At 71.7% G+C, this 17,798-nt stretch carries 14 protein-coding genes; 13 read left to right on the top strand and 1 reads right to left on the bottom strand.

What is annotated here, in order from left to right; translation table 11 throughout:
- The first annotated feature begins 5 nt into the window (after window positions 1–5).
- The 5 genes from PH203_RS31320 (at window position 6) to PH203_RS31300 (ending at window position 2,848) form a co-directional block, all read left to right on the top strand.
- Window positions 6–851, top strand: a complete 846-nt coding sequence (locus tag PH203_RS31320) for a type II secretion system F family protein (RefSeq protein ID WP_289924409.1) — start codon at window positions 6–8, stop codon at window positions 849–851.
- Between the two features lie 37 nt (window positions 852–888).
- Window positions 889–1,674: a type II secretion system F family protein gene (locus PH203_RS31315; protein ID WP_289924163.1), complete on the top strand. Its 786-nt coding sequence runs from the start codon at window positions 889–891 to the stop codon at window positions 1,672–1,674.
- 115 nt (window positions 1,675–1,789) lie between these two features.
- On the top strand, window positions 1,790–2,005 hold the full coding sequence (locus PH203_RS31310; protein ID WP_289924162.1) for a DUF4244 domain-containing protein: 216 nt from the start codon (window positions 1,790–1,792) through the stop codon (window positions 2,003–2,005).
- Window positions 1,992–2,351, top strand: a complete 360-nt coding sequence (locus tag PH203_RS31305) for a TadE family type IV pilus minor pilin (RefSeq protein WP_289924161.1) — start codon at window positions 1,992–1,994, stop codon at window positions 2,349–2,351. Before PH203_RS31310 ends, PH203_RS31305 begins: the two co-directional genes overlap by 14 nt.
- Window positions 2,352–2,389: 38 nt before the next feature.
- On the top strand, window positions 2,390–2,848 hold the full coding sequence (locus PH203_RS31300; RefSeq protein ID WP_289924408.1) for an Rv3654c family TadE-like protein: 459 nt from the start codon (window positions 2,390–2,392) through the stop codon (window positions 2,846–2,848).
- Here PH203_RS31300 and PH203_RS31295 read toward each other — a convergent pair.
- Window positions 2,808–5,459: a DEAD/DEAH box helicase gene (locus PH203_RS31295; RefSeq protein WP_289924160.1), complete on the bottom strand. Its 2,652-nt coding sequence runs from the start codon at window positions 5,457–5,459 to the stop codon at window positions 2,808–2,810. The genes PH203_RS31300 and PH203_RS31295 overlap by 41 nt on opposite strands.
- A gap of 81 nt (window positions 5,460–5,540) precedes the next feature.
- Between PH203_RS31295 and bldG the strand changes: the two genes are divergently transcribed.
- From bldG to topA, 8 genes are all read left to right on the top strand, one after another.
- Entirely contained in the window at window positions 5,541–5,882 is a 342-nt protein-coding gene (bldG, locus tag PH203_RS31290; protein ID WP_003975386.1) for an anti-sigma factor antagonist BldG, read from the top strand.
- A 117-nt stretch (window positions 5,883–5,999) separates the two neighbouring features.
- A complete protein-coding gene (locus PH203_RS31285; RefSeq protein WP_289924159.1) occupies window positions 6,000–6,437 on the top strand; it encodes an ATP-binding protein in 438 nt (145 codons plus the stop codon).
- A 321-nt stretch (window positions 6,438–6,758) separates the two neighbouring features.
- Window positions 6,759–9,164: a sodium-translocating pyrophosphatase gene (locus PH203_RS31280; RefSeq protein WP_289924158.1), complete on the top strand. Its 2,406-nt coding sequence runs from the start codon at window positions 6,759–6,761 to the stop codon at window positions 9,162–9,164.
- A 195-nt stretch (window positions 9,165–9,359) separates the two neighbouring features.
- Complete coding sequence (locus tag PH203_RS31275) at window positions 9,360–9,950, top strand: small secreted protein (protein WP_289924157.1); 591 nt, start codon at window positions 9,360–9,362, stop codon at window positions 9,948–9,950.
- A 63-nt stretch (window positions 9,951–10,013) separates the two neighbouring features.
- Window positions 10,014–11,540, top strand: coding sequence for a class I SAM-dependent methyltransferase (locus PH203_RS31270; protein WP_289924155.1), 1,527 nt, complete (start codon window positions 10,014–10,016; stop codon window positions 11,538–11,540).
- A 214-nt stretch (window positions 11,541–11,754) separates the two neighbouring features.
- Complete coding sequence (locus tag PH203_RS31265; protein WP_289924153.1) at window positions 11,755–14,247, top strand: serine/threonine-protein kinase; 2,493 nt, start codon at window positions 11,755–11,757, stop codon at window positions 14,245–14,247.
- A 166-nt stretch (window positions 14,248–14,413) separates the two neighbouring features.
- The gene (locus tag PH203_RS31260; protein WP_289924152.1) at window positions 14,414–14,611 is read left to right on the top strand and encodes a hypothetical protein; all 198 of its coding nucleotides are present in this window, start codon (window positions 14,414–14,416) and stop codon (window positions 14,609–14,611) included.
- Between the two features lie 243 nt (window positions 14,612–14,854).
- A complete protein-coding gene (gene topA / locus PH203_RS31255; protein ID WP_289924151.1) occupies window positions 14,855–17,701 on the top strand; it encodes a type I DNA topoisomerase in 2,847 nt (948 codons plus the stop codon).
- Window positions 17,702–17,798: the final 97 nt, after the last annotated feature.

Raw genomic sequence — 17,798 nt, 5'->3', positions numbered from 1 at the left:
CCGGGATGTCGGCGGGGGCGGCCCTGATGGGTGCCGGGGCGGCGGCGGTCTGGCTCTCGGCCGGACGGCGTTCCGGGGCGCGGCGCGCGGAGCTGCTGCTCGCGGGGGCCGGTGGGGCGGTCGGGACCGGTCCGCCTGCTTGGCGCCAACTGGCCGGTGGAGTGCGGAGGTTGGGGAGCGAGTGGTGGGCGGTCGCGGCCGGACTGGCGCTGGCCGTGCTGGGGGCCTCGGTGCTGCCGCTGGTCCTCGGGGCGGCCGGGGTGCCGTTGCTGCGGCGGGTCCGGCTGGCCGGGGAGGCGCGGCGGGCCCGGGAGCGGCGGGGGGACGCGGTCATCGCGCTGTGCGGGGCGCTCGCCGGAGAGGTGCGGGCCGGACGGCAGCCGAGCGAGGCCGTGCTGCGAGCCGCACGCGACTCCGAAGGGCTCGGCGAGGCGCAGCCGGCGGTACTGGCGGCGGCACGGTTCGGTGGTGACGTACCGGGCGCCCTCGCGGAGGCCGCACGGCGACCGGGAGCCGACGGGCTGCTGGGCCTCGCGGCGTGCTGGCGGGTGGCCGTGGACCGGGGTGCGGGACTCGCCGCCGGACTCGACCGGCTGGAAGCGGCGCTGCGCGCGGAGCGGGACCAGCGTGCGGATCTGCGCGCCCAGTTGGCGGGCGCCCGCGCCACGGCCTTCATGCTCGCCGGACTTCCCGCCCTGGGGCTGGTCCTCGGCACGGCCCTCGGCTCCGACCCGCTGCATGTCCTGCTGCACACGGGCCCGGGCCTCGGGTGCCTGGTGATCGGCGGCCTGTTGGAGGGGCTGGGGATGTGGTGGGCGACACGGATCGTGCGGAGAGCGGAGGCGGCGTGAGAACGGGAATCGGGTCAGGTCCGGAGAGGCGGGCGTGGTGAGTGCGGAAGTTGTCCACAGGCTGGGGGCGGTTGTGGGGGCCGCGCTGGTCCTCGGGTGGCTCGCCCGGTGGACGGCGGGGATGCGACGGGAGCGCAGACTCCGGCGGCGACTGGCTCGGCTGCTGGGCCGGGAGGCGAACTCCGGTGACGGGCGGGGAGAGACGACCGCGGCTCTGCGGCGCCGGCTGCCCCTCCTGGGCGTCGTGGCCGGCGGGTGGGCGCTGATCGGCGGAGCCGCCGGAGCCGTGGTGGGGCTGCTCGTCGCGGCCGGGTTGTGGTGGTGGCGCGAGCGGCAGCCGGTCTCCGGTGCCGAGCAGGAGTACGACACCGCAGAGGCCGTACGCCAACTGCCGCTCGCCGCCGATCTGCTTGCGGCCTGTATCGCGGCCGGAGCCGGTCCGGTGATCGCCGCGCAGGCGGTGGGCGAGGCGCTGGGCGGTCCGGTCGGGGAGGGGCTCGCACGGGGTGCGGCGGAGGTCCGGCTCGGCGGGGCGCCCGGGGAGGCGTGGCGGCGGCTGGGTGCGATGCCGGGCGCCGGACCGTTGGCGCGGCTGCTGGAACGGGCCGATGTGTCCGGGCTTCCCGCGGCCGCACCGGTCGCCCGGCTGGCCGCGGAGGCCCGCGCGGACTGGGCGCGCACCGCGACGGCGCGAGCCCGGCGGGCGGCGGTCATGGTGACCGCGCCGGTGGGGCTGTGTTTCCTGCCCGCGTTCATCGCGGTCGGGGTGCTGCCCGTGGTGATCGGGCTGGCGGGGCCGGTGCTGGGAGGTGGTGGTGGATGAAGGGGGCGTGAGCGGTGGAGTGCGCTGGAGCCGGTCGGCACAGAAGCGGTCGGCAGGAGAGAAGAGCGGTCGACTGGAACATCAGTCAACGGAACTGACCTTTACGGGGGTTGAGATGTGCAAGGCGGTACGGGCGCGGGTGCGTGTCCTGGTGTGCGGGGTGGCGGCGCGTGCGGTGCGGAGGGACGCGGGGATGGTCACCTCCGAGTACGCGGTGGGGATCGTCGCGGCGGTGGCGTTCGCGGCGGTGCTCTACAAGGTGGTGACCAGTGGAGCCGTCAGCGCGGAGCTGCAGGGGATCGTGAAGCAGGCCCTCGATGCGCGGATGTGAACGGGGCCGATCGGACCGGGGGTTCGTGACGGCGGAGTCGGCCGTGGTGCTGCCCGTGCTGGTCATGTTCGCGATGGCGCTGGTGTGGGGGCTGCTCGTGGTGGCCGCCCAGATCCAGTGTGTGGACGCGGCACGTACGGGGGCCCGGGCGGCGGCGCGGCAGGATCCGGCCGACGCGGTCGTCTCGGTGGCCCGGGAGGCGGCTCCACGGGGCGCCACGGTCACGGTGAGCCGGGAGGCGGACCGGGTCCGTGTGGTGGTCGTGGCCAGGCCGCCGGTACTGCACGGGCTGCCGTTCGAGGTACGGGAGGAAGCGGTGGCTTGGGTGGAGGGGGCGGGCACGTGAGCGGGGGGTTGGGACGGGTCGGCGAGGGAGCAGGGGAGCTGCGAGAGGGGTCGCCGCCGCGCCGTCGCCTCGCCTCCGACCGTGGCTCCGCCACCGTCTGGAGCGTCGGTGCGATCGCCGTGCTGTGTGTCGTGTTCGGAGTCGTGCTCGCCCTGGGGCAGGCCGTCGTGGTCCGGCACCGGGCGGCCGGCGGTGCGGATCTCGCGGCGCTCGCGGCGGCGGATCACTGGGCGGCGGGCGGGGCGGGGGCCTGTGCCCGGGCGGAGCGGGTGGCCCGTGCCCAGGGCACCCGGCTCGTGCGGTGCGCGATGGTGGGCGAGATCTCGGATGTGACGGCGACGGCGGGCCGGGGGGTGTTCGTGGCGGAGGTCAGGGCACGGGCGGGACCGGCGGAACTGACCCCGTCGGCAGCTGCCGGAACCCCGGGGCAGCCACCGCCGCCCGGGACCTCACCGGTCAGCCCTGCGGAGTCGCTTCCGCCGCCGGAGGTTCCGTAGCGGGGGCCGGCGGGGCGGCTCCGTGCGCCGGGGCGGCTCCGTCCTGCGGGGCAGCTCCCTCCGGCGGAGCGGTTCCCTCCGCCGGGGTGACCGCCGAGGCCGACTCGGCTGGCACCGTCCCCTCGGTCGCTCCCCCCTCCGCGTTCTCCTCCTCCGCCTTCTCCTCCGGCGCCCCCCGCAACAGCACCGTCAGCAACCGCACCGCCCCCCTCTTGTGCAACGGGTCGTTCCCATTGCCGCACTTGGGGGACTGGATGCAGGACGGGCAGCCGGCGTCGCATTCGCAGGCGGCGATGGCCTGGCGGGTGGCGGTGAGCCAGGCACGGGCGGTGTGGAAGGCGCGCTCGGCGAAGCCCGCGCCGCCGGGGTGGCCGTCGTAGACGAAGACCGTGGGGAGCAACGTGTCGGGGTGCAGCGGGATCGACACCCCGCCGATGTCCCAGCGGTCGCACGTCGCGAACAGCGGGAGCATGCCGATCGAGGCGTGTTCCGCCGCGTGCAGGGCGCCGCCGAGGATCTCGGGGTTGATGCGGGCCTCGTCCAGCTGGTCCTCGGTGACCGTCCACCACACCGCGCGGGTGCGGAGCGTACGGGGAGGGAGGTCGAGTTTCGTCTCGCCCAGGACCTCGCCCGTGATCAGACGTCTGCGCAGGAAGGAGACGACCTGGTTGGTGACCTCGACCGAGCCGTAGCACAACCGGCCCTCGCCCCACGGGACTTCGATGTCCGTCTCCAGGACGGAGATCGACGTCGTGTCGCGGGCCACGGTCGAGTACGTGGGGTTCGCCTCCTCGACCAGGGCCACCGACTCGTCGAGGTCCAGGGAGCGGACGAGATAGGTGCGCCCCTGGTGGAGGTGGACCGCGCCCGCGTGGACCGTCGTGTGCGCGGCGCCCGCGTCGACCGTGCCCAGGAGGCGGCCCGTGCCGGACTCGACGATCTGGACCGGGCTGCCGCCCCCGCCGCGGATGTCGGCGAGGTCGGCCGCGGATTCCCGGCGGGTCCAGTGCCAGGCCTTCGTACGGCGGCGCAGCAGCTTCGCGGCCTCCAGCTGGGGGAGCAGGCCCTCGGTCGCCGGGCCGAACAGCTCCAGGTCCTCGTCCGTCAGGGGTAGTTCGGCCGCCGCGGCGCACAGGTGCGGGGCCAGCACGTAGGGGTTGTCGGGGTCGAGGACCGTCGACTCCACGGGCTGGTCGAAGAGGGCCTCGGGGTGGTGGACGAGGAACGTGTCCAGGGGGTCGTCCCGGGCGACCAGGACCGCCAGCGCCCCCTGGCCCGAGCGGCCCGCCCGGCCCGCCTGCTGCCACAGGGACGCGCGCGTCCCCGGGTAGCCGGCTATCACCACGGCGTCCAGGCCGGAGACGTCGATGCCGAGTTCCAGGGCCGTCGTCGCGGCGAGGCCCAGCAACTCGCCCGAGTGGAGGGCCTGTTCCAGGGCGCGGCGTTCCTCCGGGAGATAGCCGCCCCGGTAGGCCGCAACACGCCGGGCCAGGGAGCGGTCGACCTCGGCCAGCCTCTCCTGGGCGATGACCGAGATGAGCTCGGCGCCGCGCCGGGAGCGCACGAAGGCGACCGAGCGGACGCCCTGGACGGTCAGGTCGGTCAGGAGGTCCGCCGTCTCGGCGGTGGCGGTGCGGCGGACCGGTGCGCCCTTCTCGCCCTGCATCTCGGTGAGCGGGGGCTCCCAGAGGGCGAACACCAGTTCACCACGGGGTGAGGCGTCGTCGGCGACCTCCACCACCCGGAGGCCGGTGAGGCGGCGTGCGGCGACCGCGGGCTCGGCGGCGGTCGCGGAGGCCAGCAGGAAGACGGGGGAGGCGCCGTAACGGGCGCAGAGGCGGCGCAGGCGGCGCAGGACCTGGGCGACGTGGGAGCCGAAGACGCCGCGGTAGGTGTGCACCTCGTCGATGACGACGTACTTGAGCGCCTTGAGGAAGGAGGACCAGCGCGGGTGGGAGGGGAGGATGCCGCGGTGCAGCATGTCCGGGTTGGTCAGCACGTAGTTGGCGTACTGGCGGATCCACTCGCGTTCCTCGAACGGGGTGTCGCCGTCGTAGACCGCTGGTCGAACTGAATTGCCCAGCGGTTGTGAAAGTTCCTTCACAGAACGCCACTGATCGGCCGCCAGCGCCTTCGTGGGGGCGAGGTAGAGAGCCGTGGCCCCGCGGCCGTTGGGGGCCTCGGAGCCGTCCAGGAGGGCCGACAGGACCGGCATGAGGTACGCCAGGGACTTGCCGGAGGCCGTGCCGGTCGCGACGACCACCGAGTCGCCGTCGAGGGCGTGCTCGGCCGCCTGTGCCTGGTGGGCCCAGGGGTGTTCGACACCGGCCGCCTGCACCGCGGCGACGACCTCCGAACGAATCCGGTCAGGCCAGACGGCATGGCGGCCCTCGCGCGGGGGCAAGTGCTCCGTATGAGTGATGCGCGCAGCCCGGCTCGGCCCGGAGGCGAGCCGGTCCAGGACCGTGCCCGGTTCCGGCCGGGAGACGGTGTCCGCCGAGGGTCGATCGGATCGGTGATTCTTGGCCATCGGCACCGAGTGTGTCACTGGCGTGACGGACAATGGGACCAAGGCGTCGTGCACGCCTGCCGGTAAGTGATTGAATGCCATCGCGGCTGGCGAACCGTCCTGGGGGCTCTGCCGAGAGTGTCCTAACGGGCGACCGCTCGATAGCAAGGTGCTGGAGGATCCGTGGACCTGTCCCTGTCGACCCGTACCGTCGGCGATCGTACGGTCGTCGAGGTCGGTGGCGAAATCGACGTATATACCGCGCCCAAGCTGCGCGAGCAGCTGGTCGAGCTGGTGAACGACGGGAGTTTCCACCTCGTCGTCGACATGGAGGGCGTGGACTTCCTCGACTCCACCGGGCTCGGCGTGCTGGTCGGCGGACTGAAGCGGGTGCGTGCCCATGAGGGCTCGCTGCGCCTGGTCTGCAACCAGGAGCGCATTCTGAAGATCTTCCGTATCACCGGTCTCACCAAGGTGTTCCCGATCCACACCTCGGTCGAGGAAGCGGTGGCGGCCACCGACTGATCCACCCGGCCCGGGCGCGGAAAAGGACCGTGCCCGGGGCGGTCGTAGTACATGGGGGGTCCGGGCTATCGGCAGCCCGGTCCCCCGACAGCACGCCCGTAGTTCCGAGGGGGATGCATGGCCACCGTTGAACTCCGCTTCAGCGCGCTGCCCGAGCACGTCCGGACCGCCCGACTGGTGGCGGCAGCGGTGGCGCGCAGGGCCGGAGTGGACGAGGCCGTTCTCGACGAGGTGAGGCTCGCCGTCGGCGAGGCCTGCACCCGTGCCGTCGGGCTGCACCAGAACAGTGGCATCACCGCACCCGTGAAGGTGCTGCTGATCGAGGAGGAGAAGCAGTTCTCCATCGAGGTCGGCGACGAGGCGCCGCGCTCGGCCCCGGGTGACCGGGTGCCCGGCGGGGCCGCCGAGGATCCCGATGTGGAGTCCGAAGAGGACGAGATGGGCCTCGCGGTCATCAGCGGCCTCGTGGACGACGTGGAGGTCACCGCAGGGGAGCACGGCGGGTCGATCAGGATGACCTGGCCGTCCACTCCGCCGGCCGCGACGCTTCCCTGACCCTCACTCACGCTTTGTGCCCGAAGGGCCCTACCGAGTAGGGCCCTTCGGCATGTCCGGGGGCCGTGCGCGCCCGTAGAGTGATCGTGCGCGGGAATTCGTGAAGAAATTCACGATCAATCGCGCGATAATTCGATCAAGGGCCTATGGAGACGTCAATGCCTTTGGGGCATTAGCTCTTTAGGGTCCTGTGGCGTGACGTCGATCTTTTGCTGAAGAGCCGTGAAGACCAATTCCGTTTACCGCGCCCTGTTTTGATCAGGGCGGGGTACCTACAATCCGTCCACATCTTGAGCTCAGCCCAAGCGTCAAGGAGGACGAATGGCGGGGCTTTCTACCCCTCAGCAGTTGGACCATCCCACTTCCCTCGCAGCCGCGGTTCTGACCGACGACAACCGGATCATCGTCTGGGTGATCGCCGCCGTCGCACTGGCCGCGCTCGTGGTCGCGGGCATCCTGGTGCGCCAGGTGCTCGCGGCGGGCGAGGGCACCGACAGCATGAAAGAGATCGCTTCGGCGGTGCAGGAAGGCGCGAACGCCTATCTGGCACGGCAGTTGCGCACACTCGGCGTATTCGCCGTCGTCGTGTTCTTCCTGCTCATGCTGCTGCCCGCGGACGACTGGAATCAGCGTGCCGGTCGATCCGTCTTCTTCTTGATCGGCGCGGCGTTCTCGGCGGCCACCGGGTATATCGGCATGTGGCTCGCCGTGCGCAGCAATGTGCGCGTTGCCGCGGCGGCACGGGAAGCGACTCCTGCGGAAGGTGAGCCGGAAAAGGATCTCACCGCCGTCTCGCACAAAGCAATGAAGATCGCTTTCCGCACGGGCGGCGTCGTCGGCATGTTCACGGTGGGGCTCGGTCTGCTGGGCGCCTCCTGTGTCGTGCTGGTGTACGCGGCCGACGCACCGAAGGTGCTGGAGGGCTTCGGCCTCGGCGCCGCCCTGATCGCCATGTTCATGCGTGTCGGCGGCGGCATCTTCACCAAGGCCGCCGACGTCGGCGCCGACCTGGTCGGCAAGGTCGAGAAGGGCATCCCGGAGGACGACCCGCGCAACGCCGCGACCATCGCCGACAACGTGGGCGACAACGTCGGCGACTGCGCGGGCATGGCGGCCGACCTCTTCGAGTCGTACGCCGTGACCCTGGTCGCCGCGCTGATCCTCGGAAAGGCGGCCTTCGGCGACTCCGGACTCGCCTTCCCGCTGATCGTCCCGGCGATCGGTGTGATCACCGCCATGATCGGCATCTTCGCGGTGGCACCGCGCCGGTCCGACCGCAGCGGCATGTCCGCGATCAACCGAGGGTTCTTCATCTCCGCGGTGATCTCGCTCGTGCTGGTGGCCGTGGCCGTCTTCGCGTACCTGCCGTCGTCGTACGCCGATCTCGACGGCGTCACCGACGCGGCGATCGCCGGCAAGGACGGCGACCCGCGCATCCTCGCGCTCATCGCGGTGGCGATCGGCATCCTGCTCGCCGCCGTCATCCAGCAGCTGACCGGCTACTTCACCGAGACCACCCGGCGTCCCGTCAGGGACATCGGCAAGACCTCGCTCACCGGCCCGGCCACCGTCGTCCTCGCCGGTATCTCCGTCGGTCTCGAATCGGCCGTCTACACCGCCCTGCTGATCGGCCTCGGCGTCTACGGGGCGTTCCTGCTCGGCGGCACGTCGATCATGCTGGCGCTGTTCGCGGTGGCGCTGGCCGGCACCGGTCTGCTCACCACGGTCGGTGTGATCGTCGCCATGGACACCTTCGGGCCGGTCTCCGACAACGCCCAGGGCATCGCCGAGATGTCCGGTGACGTCGAGGGCGCGGGCGCGCAGGTGCTCACGAACCTGGACGCGGTCGGCAACACCACCAAGGCCATCACCAAGGGCATCGCCATCGCCACCGCCGTCCTGGCGGCGTCGGCGCTCTTCGGGTCGTACCGTGACGCGATCATCACGGGCGCGCAGGACGTCGGGGAGAAGGTGTCCGGCGAGGGCGCCCCGATGAACCTGATGATGGACATCTCGCAGCCCAACAACCTCGTCGGCCTCATCGCGGGCGCCGCGGTCGTCTTCCTCTTCTCCGGACTCGCCATCAACGCCGTCTCGCGGTCGGCGGGTTCCGTGGTCTACGAGGTGCGGCGGCAGTTCCGTGAGCGGCCCGGGATCATGGACTACAGCGAGAAGCCGGAGTACGGCAAGGTCGTGGACATCTGCACCCGGGATGCCCTGCGCGAGCTCGCCACCCCCGGACTGCTGGCCGTGATGGCGCCCATCTTCATCGGGTTCACGCTCGGCGTCGGCGCGCTCGGCGCGTACCTCGCCGGCGCGATCGGCGCGGGCACGCTCATGGCGGTGTTCCTCGCCAACTCCGGTGGCGCCTGGGACAACGCCAAGAAGCTCGTCGAGGACGGTCACCACGGCGGCAAGGGCAGCGAGGCCCACGCGGCGACGGTGATCGGCGACACGGTCGGCGACCCCTTCAAGGACACCGCCGGTCCCGCGATCAACCCGCTGCTGAAGGTGATGAACCTCGTCGCGCTGCTCATCGCGCCCGCGGTCATCAAGTTCAGCTACGGCGACGACAAGAGCATCGGCGTACGCATCACCATCGCCGTGCTCTCGCTCCTTGTGATCGTCGGTGCGGTCTATGTCTCCAAGCGGCGCGGGATCGCCGTGGGAGACGAGGAGAGCGCCAAAAGGTCGGTCAAGCCGGCTGATCCCGCGGTGGTTTCGTAGACGGTCCTGGAGGGCGCCTGCTCAAGGGGCGGGCGGGTGGCGCGCATTGACGCGTCGCCCGCCCGCCCTGTGTGCGTTCGCGCCCTCATCGTGAGCCTTCTCTCTCTTGGTGCAAATGGTTACAAAAGATGCCTAACCGGAGCACCGGCGCGCGGTCGTGGTCCGCCCGGCGTGTATCTTCCGGGGCCGAGAGCCATGGAAGGGACCAATCCGGTGAACAAGAAGCTCGCGGCCGCACTGTCCGGCGGTGCGGTACTGGTACTGGCGCTGTCGGGATGCAGCAGCGACGACAACAGCGACAAGCTGAACTCCTGGGCGAAGGAGGTCTGCGACGCCGTACAGCCGCAGGCCAAGAAGATCGAGGCCGCCAACGCCGCGATCCAGAAGGAGACCTCGGACAACAGCACGCCGGAGGACGTCCAGAAGACCGACGCGCAGGCCTTCCAGGACATGTCCGACGCCTACAAGGCGATCGGGGCCGCGGTGACGAAGGCCGGGGCGCCGGACGTCGAGAACGGCGAGACGAAGCAGAAGAACGCCGTCAAGGAGCTCAACGGCATCTCGGCGTCGTACGCCTCCCTGCAGCAGAAGGTCGAGAAGCTCGACACCAAGGACCAGGCCAAGTTCGCCGACGGCCTCAAGGGCATCGCCACCGAGCTCGACAAGCTCAGCACCAGCGGCAGCGATGCGCTGAAGACCCTGGAGGAGGGCGACGTCGGCAAGGCGATGTCCGAGCAGGAGAGCTGCAAGAGCGCCTCTGCCTCGGCGTCGGCGACCACCAGCTGATTCCGCCCCTGTGCGGTCCCGGCGCCGTAGGCATCGCCTGCGGCGCCGGTTCACAATGGACGGGTGAGTAACGCCAGCCTTGCCCCCCTGCCCTCCGCCGACCGCCCCGACGTCGCCGCGCGCCTGAGGGAGGCCCTTCTGGGCGCCTCCTTCACCGCCGACGGGCTCCTCGACCTGCTCGGCGCTCCCGCGTACGCGGCGCTCGCCCGCAGCGAGACCGTGCCCGCGCTCCGGGCGACCCGCGGGGACACCCCGCTGGAGACGCTCGTACGGCTCTTCCTGCTGCAGCAGCCGGTGCTCCACGCGCGCGTGGCGGACGTACTGCCCGTCGACGCGTGTCTGGACAGCGGGTGGCTCACGCGGGTCGGCGGTCCTTCCGGCGATGAGGTCGCCGCCACCGTGGACGTACGGCCGTACGGCGGGCCCGCCGGCGAGGACTGGTTCATCGTGTCCGACCTCGGATGCGCCGTCGGGGGCGCCGGAGGCATCGGCAGCCGCGACGAGGGCGTCGTGCTCGGCGTCGGCGGCGCCTCCACGACCCTCGCGGGCATCACGGTCCGTACGCCGGTGGCGTCCGCCCTCGACCTCGGGACCGGCTCCGGCATCCAGGCCCTGCACGCCGCACAGCACGCCACGCGCGTGACGGCGACCGATCTCAACCCGCGCGCGCTGCACATCACCGGGCTCACGCTGGCGCTGTCCGGCGTCCCGGCGGCCGAGCTGCGGGAGGGCTCGCTGTTCGAGCCGGTCAAGGACGGGGAGACGTACGACCTGATCGTGTCGAACCCGCCGTTCGTGATCTCGCCCGGTGCGCGGCTCACGTACCGGGACGGCGGGATGGGCGGGGACGATCTGTGCCGGTCGCTCGTTCAGCAGGCGGGGGAGCGGCTGAACGAGGGCGGGTTCGCGCAGTTCCTCGCCAACTGGCAGCACGTGGAGGGGGAGGACTGGCAGGACAGGCTCAGGTCGTGGGTGCCGCGCGGGTGCGACGCGTGGATCGTCCAGCGCGAGGTGCAGGACGTCACGCAGTACGCCGAGCTGTGGCTCAGGGACGCCGGTGACCACCGCGGGGACCCGGCCGAGTACCAGGCGCTGTACGACGCCTGGCTGGACGAGTTCGAGGCGCGCAAGGTGAGGTCCGTCGGGTTCGGCTGGATCACCCTGCGCAGGACGAGTGCCGCCGAGCCCTCCGTCGTCGCCGAGGAGTGGCCGCACCCCGTCGAGCAGCCGCTCGGCGACACCGTACGGGCGCACTTCGCGCGGCTCGACTATCTGCGGGCGCATGACGACGCGGCGCTGCTGGCGGGGCATTTCAAGCTCGCGCCCGAGATCGTCCAGGAGCAGGTCGGGCTGCCCGGTGCCGAGGATCCCGAGCATGTGGTGCTGCGGCAGAACCGCGGAATGCGCCGGGCCACCAAGGTGGACACGGTCGGCGCGGGGTTCGCCGGGGTGTGCGACGGGACGCTGAGCGCGGGGCGGATCCTGGACGCGATCGCCCAACTGGTCGGCGAGGATCCGGTGTTGCTGCGGGACCGTACGCCGGCGCAGATCCGGCTCCTGGTGGAGCAGGGGTTCCTCGATCCGGCGTGAAACGCGTTGATCCGGTGTGAGACGGGTTCCGCTTGACGCCTGATCCGCGTGACCGCTGAGGCGTGCGCGCACCCCTGAGGCCCATGTGCCCGATCTGTTGGGATTGCTCCTGAAAAGGGCTCCTGTCAGTGGCAGGTGCGAAGCTACCTTCGAGAGACAGAGTTCACGCGTTCTCGGGGGAGGCGCGCTGTCTCGGGTCTCGGGGGGAGGCGTGATGGCGGGGGATACGCCGGATCAAGGTGAAGGCAGGGTCATCAACGGCCGGTACCGGCTGCTGCGGACGCTCGGCGCGGGCGGCATGGGCCGCGTCTGGCTCGCGCACGACGAGGAGTTGGCCTGCGAGGTCGCGATGAAGGAGATCGCGCTCCCGGACGTGCCGATGGACGCCACCGAGCCCGCGCAGCGCATCGCCCGGGCCCGCAGCGAGGCCAGGCACGCGGCGCGGCTGCGCGGCCACCCGCACGTGGCGACGGTCCATGACGTGGTGGTGCATGAAGGCCTGCCGTGGATCGTCATGGAGTACGTGCCCGACGCGGTGGACCTCCAGGCGGTCGTACGGCGTTCAGGGCCGCTGCTGCCCGTCCAGGCGGCCCGCATCGGGCTCGCCGTGCTCGACGCGCTGACCGCCGGGCACCGGATCGGCATCCTGCACCGGGATGTGAAACCGGCCAACATCCTGCTGGCGTCGGACGCTTCGGGCGACCCGTACGCGCGCGTGCTGCTCACCGACTACGGCATCGCCCTCCAGCCCGAGTCCCGCGAACCCCGGCTCACCGCCACGGCAGGCATCCTCGGCACACCGGGCTACCTGGCGCCGGAACGCGCGCGTGGGGAGCCGCCGACACCGGCCGCGGATCTGTTCTCGCTGGGGGCGACGCTGTACTCCGCGGTGGAGGGACGCGGGCCCTTCGACCGGCACGGCGACTACGCCACGCTGACGGCCCTGCTGGGCGAGGAGCCGACACCGATGGTGCGGGCCGGTGAACTCGCGCCCGTGCTGCAGGGGTTGCTGGTGAAGGACCCGGTGCGGAGGTCCTCGCCGGAGACGGTGGCGCGGGGGCTGGAGCGGGTGGTGCAGGGGGCGTCACCGGCCTGGCCCGCGGCGGCGGGCGGCACACCGGACGGCTTCGGGCCGCCCGCTCAGGCGTTCGGGGCCGTCGCGGGCGGCTCGCCCGGCGGCCGGGGAGCCCCGCCGGACGGCCCTCCGCCCGGGTACGCCCTGCCGACGGTGGGGAGTCCGCCCGGGTACGCCGCGAGCGCGCCGCCCGGATGGGCCGCGGCGGCGGGACCGGGCACACCCCAGACCCCGGGCACACCCCAGACCCCGGGCACACCCCAGACACCCGGGGCCCCGCAGACACCGGGAGCGCCGCCGACGCCGAGCACGCCTCAGACGCCGCACACCCCGGCCGGTACGCCCCAGGGGGCGGCGGGGCCGGCCACGCCGGGAGCCGCGGGTCCTGGTGCGGGCGGGTACGGTCCCGGCGGTCCGGGCGGGGCCGGCGGACCGGCGACGCCGGCCGGAGCGCCGGGTGCCGGGCCCTACGACCCGTGGCGGCAGGCCGCTCCGCCGCCGCAGCCCGCCGTACCCGGAAATCCCTACGCGCAGCCTCCCCCGGCGGGCGGCGGCGGCCCCACGCCGTACGGGCCGTACGCGGGTGGCGTCCCCGGCGCGGGAAATCCGAACCCGCCCTACTCGGACGGTTCCTCCAACGCGCCGTACCCCGGTGGCACCTTCGGTGCCGGGTGGGGGACCGGTGGGACGGGGGTGCCCGGTGGCGGGCCGGCGATGCCACCGCCCAACCCCGCCCGGAAGCGGCTGGCGGTCGTCGCGCTCGTCGTGGCCGTCGTGCTCGTCGTCGCCGGCGGGACCTGGCTGGCCGTCTCGCTGACCGGGGGCGGCGGTGGCGACGACGACGTGGCCACGCCGAAGAAGCCGTCGACCTCCAGTTCGCCCAAGGTCTCGGCGCCGCCGTCCGGGCCCGTGCTGCCGTACGGCGATGTCGTCGGGCTGAGCGAGCCGTTGGAGACCGGGGACTGTGTGCAGGCGGTGTGGTCGGGGACGCCGTTCAAGTCGGCGCCGAATCTGGGCGTGGTGAGCTGTACCGACGACTGGCCGGACGGGCAGGTCGTGGCGGTCGACACGGCCACCGACCACGCCGACGCGGCCGCCGAGGGCGCGGGGCGCTGTGAGAGCCAGACGCGCGCGGTCGTCGACGCCCTGCCGGACGCGGGCGGCTACGCCGTCGTACCGACGAAGGAGGGGTTCACCGCGGCCAACAGCGGTACGGCATGTCTCGTACTGGGCCGCCATGCCGCGATAGGCGGTGAAGTGGGCCGGTTCCGGGACGAGGGCTCCAATCTGTGGGTCGGTCAGATGAGCGTCGGCGACTGCTGGGTCTACGAGGAAGAGGAGGAGGGCTACAACGCCCCGCTCACCGACTGCGCGAAACCGCACACCGACCAGGTGATCGGGGCCGTCGCGGCGCCCGGAAGCATGACTTACGACAAAGGCGCGGACAACGCGACCAAGCTCTGCGGGAACAAATTCGAGTCGACTTGGGCGCCGGGTTCGGAGCGAACCGTGTACGGCTGGGTGGCGGATGAGGACGACTGGAATCTGGGGTTCAAGAAGGCCGTATGCACCGTGAGCCGGACCGACAACGAGAAGACGACCGGAAAGATACCCGCGCCCGGCGCCGTCTGAGCCTGGCCGCGGGAGTGCCGCCCGGGGGCGTCCAGGGGTGCCCCCGGGGAGTGTCCACAGCCGTGTCGGCCCGGCGTTCACCTGAGGTTCGCCTGGCCGCCGCCCGCGCGTGACAGCCTCCCGGGGCTGGACACTCGCGGACGGGACAAAAGGGGGCAGGGGCGTCATGGAGACGGGACCGGCGATCTTCGCAGGTGTGGTGTTCGCCCTGTTCGGAAGCGGACTACTGGTGTGGACCGCGGCCCGGCTGCGACAGCGCGAACCGGTCGCGCACGGTGTGAACCCGGTCGCATCGGCCGCTCTCGCGAGCCTTGCCGCGGTTGCGGCGCTGGCCGTCGGCGCATGGTGCTTCACCCGTATCTGAGGATCATGGAAAAGCCGAGGTCCGAGTAATTGGGAGGTCCGCCTCCGGTAAGGCTCGAAATAGCCGGTGGGCACTCCGGGCGGCAGGAATGGCGGTAGTCGGGTTACCGTTCGAGTGGCCGTTGCGGGCTTTTCCCGTTTGACACGGGGGCGGGATGTACCGTCACACTCCGCAGCGTCACCATGACCCGACCCCGGGGGAACGCGGGGGAGGCCCCAGCGTCGACCGGAGAGAAGAGCGAAGTTGTCCCCGACCAGCGAGACCGCAAAGGGCGGCCGCCGACTCGTCATCGTCGAGTCGCCTGCCAAGGCGAAGACCATCAAGGGCTACCTCGGCCCTGGTTACGTCGTCGAGGCGAGCGTCGGGCACATCCGCGACCTCCCCAACGGCGCCGCGGAGGTGCCGGAGAAGTACACCGGCGAGGTGCGCCGCCTCGGCGTGGACGTCGAGCACGACTTCGAGCCCATCTATGTCGTCAACGCCGACAAGAGGGCCCAGGTCAAGAAGCTCAAGGACCTGCTGAAGGACTCCGACGAGCTCTTCCTCGCCACCGATGAGGACCGCGAGGGCGAGGCCATCGCGTGGCACCTCCTGGAGGTCCTCAAGCCCAAGGTCCCGGTCAAGCGCATGGTGTTCCACGAGATCACCAAGGACGCGATCCGGGCCGCCGTCGCGAACCCGCGCGATCTCAACCAGCGCATGGTCGACGCCCAGGAGACCCGCCGTATCCTCGACCGCCTCTACGGCTACGAGGTCTCGCCGGTCCTGTGGAAGAAGGTCATGCCGCGCCTCTCGGCCGGCCGTGTCCAGTCCGTCGCCACCCGGCTCGTCGTCGAGCGGGAGCGCGAGCGCATCGCCTTCCGCTCCGCCGAGTACTGGGACCTGACGGGCACCTTCGGCACCGGCCGCGCCGGTGACCCGAGCGACCCGTCGACCCTGGTCGCCCGGCTCCAGAGCGTCGACGGCAAGCGCGTCGCCCAGGGCCGTGACTTCGACTCCCTGGGCCAGCTGAAGGGCGCCAACACCCTCCACCTCGACGAGGCGAACGCCCGCGCGCTGGCCGCCGCGCTGGAGAACACGGACTTCGCCGTCCGCTCCGTCGAGTCCAAGCCGTACCGCCGCTCGCCGTACGCCCCGTTCCGTACGACGACCCTCCAGCAGGAGGCCAGCCGCAAGCTGGGCTTCGGCGCGAAGGCGACCATGCAGGTCGCGCAGAAGCTGTACGAGAACGGCTTCATCACCTACATGCGTACGGACTCCACGACGCTCAGCGACACCGCTGTCGCCGCGGCCCGTGCGCAGGTCACGCAGCTGTACGGCGCCGACTACCTGCCGTCGGCCCCGCGGACGTACGCCGGGAAGGTCAAGAACGCGCAGGAGGCGCACGAGGCGATCAGGCCTTCGGGTGATCGTTTCCGCACGCCCGCCGAGACCGGTCTGACCGGCGACCAGTTCAAGCTGTACGAGCTGATCTGGAAGCGGACCGTCGCCTCCCAGATGAAGGACGCGACCGGCAACTCCGTCACGGTCAAGATCGGTGGCACCGCCGCCGACGGCCGGGACGTCGAGTTCAGCGCCTCCGGCAAGACGATCACCTTCCACGGCTTCCTGAAGGCCTACGTCGAGGGCGCGGACGACCCGAACGCCGAGCTGGACGACCGTGAGCGCCGCCTGCCGCAGGTCAGCGAGGGCGACCGCCTCTCCGCCGAGGAGATCACGGTCGACGGGCACGCCACCAAGCCCCCGGCCCGCTACACCGAGGCCTCGCTGGTCAAGGAGCTCGAAGAGCGCGAGATCGGCCGGCCGTCGACGTACGCGTCGATCATCGGCACGATCCTCGACCGCGGCTATGTCTTCAAGAAGGGCACGGCACTCGTCCCGTCCTTCCTGTCCTTCGCCGTGGTCAACCTCCTGGAGAAGCACTTCGGGCGGCTCGTCGACTACGACTTCACCGCCAAGATGGAGGACGACCTCGACCGCATCGCCCGCGGTGAGGCGCAGTCCGTGCCGTGGTTGAAGCGGTTCTACTTCGGCGAGGGCACCCCGGAGAGCGGCGGCGCGGCCGAGGCGGGCAACGGCGACGGGGACCACCTCGGCGGCCTCAAGGAGCTGGTGACCGACCTGGGCGCGATCGACGCGCGCGAGGTGTCGTCGTTCCCGGTGGGCAACGGCATCGTGCTGCGGGTCGGGCGCTACGGCCCGTACATCGAGCGGGGCGAGAAGGACGCCGAGGGCCACCAGCGCGCGGACGTCCCCGAGGACCTCGCGCCGGACGAGCTGTCCGTCGAACTCGCGGAGGAACTGCTCGCCAAGCCGAGCGGCGACTTCGAGCTCGGCGCCGACCCGGTCAGCGGCAACCAGATCATCGCCCGCGCCGGCCGCTACGGCCCGTACGTCACCGAGGTGCTCCCCGAGGGCACCCCGAAGACCGGCAAGAACGCCGTGAAGCCGCGGACGGCCTCGCTGTTCAAGACGATGTCCCTGGACACGGTGACCCTTGAGGACGCGCTCAAGCTGATGTCGCTGCCGCGCATCGTCGGCGCTGACGCCGAGGGCCAGGAGATCACCGCGCAGAACGGGCGCTACGGGCCGTACCTGAAGAAGGGCACGGACTCGCGCTCGCTCCAGACCGAGGACCAGCTCTTCACGATCACCCTCGAAGAGGCGCTCGCGATCTACTCCCAGCCCAAGCAGCGTGGCCGGGCCGCCGCCAAGCCGCCGCTGAAGGAGCTCGGCACCGACCCGGTCAGCGGCAAGCCGGTCGTGGTCAAGGACGGCCGCTTCGGGGCGTACGTCACCGACGGGGAGACCAACGCGACCCTGCGCTCCGCCGACAGCGTCGAGGAGATCACCCCGGAGCGCGGCTACGAGCTGCTCGCCGAGAAGCGCGCCAAGGGCCCCGCCAAGAAGACGGCGAAGAAGGCGCCCGCGAAGAAGGCCCCGGCCAAGAAGGCGACGGCCGCCAAGAAGACCGCCGCGAAGAAGACGACCACCGCGGCGAAGAAGACGGCGGCGAAGAAGACGGCGGCGAAGAAGACCACCGCCACGGCCAAGAAGGCGGCGGCTTCGAAGGCGGCCTCCGAGGACTGAGGAGCCCGGCGCGACCGAAGTGTCGGACGGGCTTGCCGCGTCTGATGTGACCGAGTCGCGCCGTGGACTTCACCACCGGTTCGCAAAACGAACGCCC

The sequence above is a fragment of the Streptomyces sp. S.PB5 genome, assembly GCF_030403745.1.
GTDB lineage: Bacteria > Actinomycetota > Actinomycetes > Streptomycetales > Streptomycetaceae > Streptomyces.
This window is presented reverse-complemented; position numbering and strand designations above follow the sequence as displayed.

Excerpts from the sequence above, each read along its gene's own strand:
- PH203_RS31320 (WP_289924409.1), top strand. The coding sequence starts at position 6 with ATGTCGGCGGGGGCGGCCCTGATGGGTGCCGGGGCGGCGGCGGTCTGG.
- PH203_RS31310 (WP_289924162.1), top strand. The coding sequence starts at position 1,790 with ATGTGCAAGGCGGTACGGGCGCGGGTGCGTGTCCTGGTGTGCGGGGTG.
- PH203_RS31305 (WP_289924161.1), top strand. The coding sequence starts at position 1,992 with ATGCGCGGATGTGAACGGGGCCGATCGGACCGGGGGTTCGTGACGGCG.
- PH203_RS31295 (WP_289924160.1), bottom strand. The coding sequence starts at position 5,459 with ATGGCATTCAATCACTTACCGGCAGGCGTGCACGACGCCTTGGTCCCA.
- PH203_RS31285 (WP_289924159.1), top strand. The coding sequence starts at position 6,000 with ATGGCCACCGTTGAACTCCGCTTCAGCGCGCTGCCCGAGCACGTCCGG.
- PH203_RS31280 (WP_289924158.1), top strand. The coding sequence starts at position 6,759 with ATGGCGGGGCTTTCTACCCCTCAGCAGTTGGACCATCCCACTTCCCTC.
- PH203_RS31275 (WP_289924157.1), top strand. The coding sequence starts at position 9,360 with ATGGAAGGGACCAATCCGGTGAACAAGAAGCTCGCGGCCGCACTGTCC.
- PH203_RS31265 (WP_289924153.1), top strand. The coding sequence starts at position 11,755 with ATGGCGGGGGATACGCCGGATCAAGGTGAAGGCAGGGTCATCAACGGC.
- PH203_RS31260 (WP_289924152.1), top strand. The coding sequence starts at position 14,414 with ATGGAGACGGGACCGGCGATCTTCGCAGGTGTGGTGTTCGCCCTGTTC.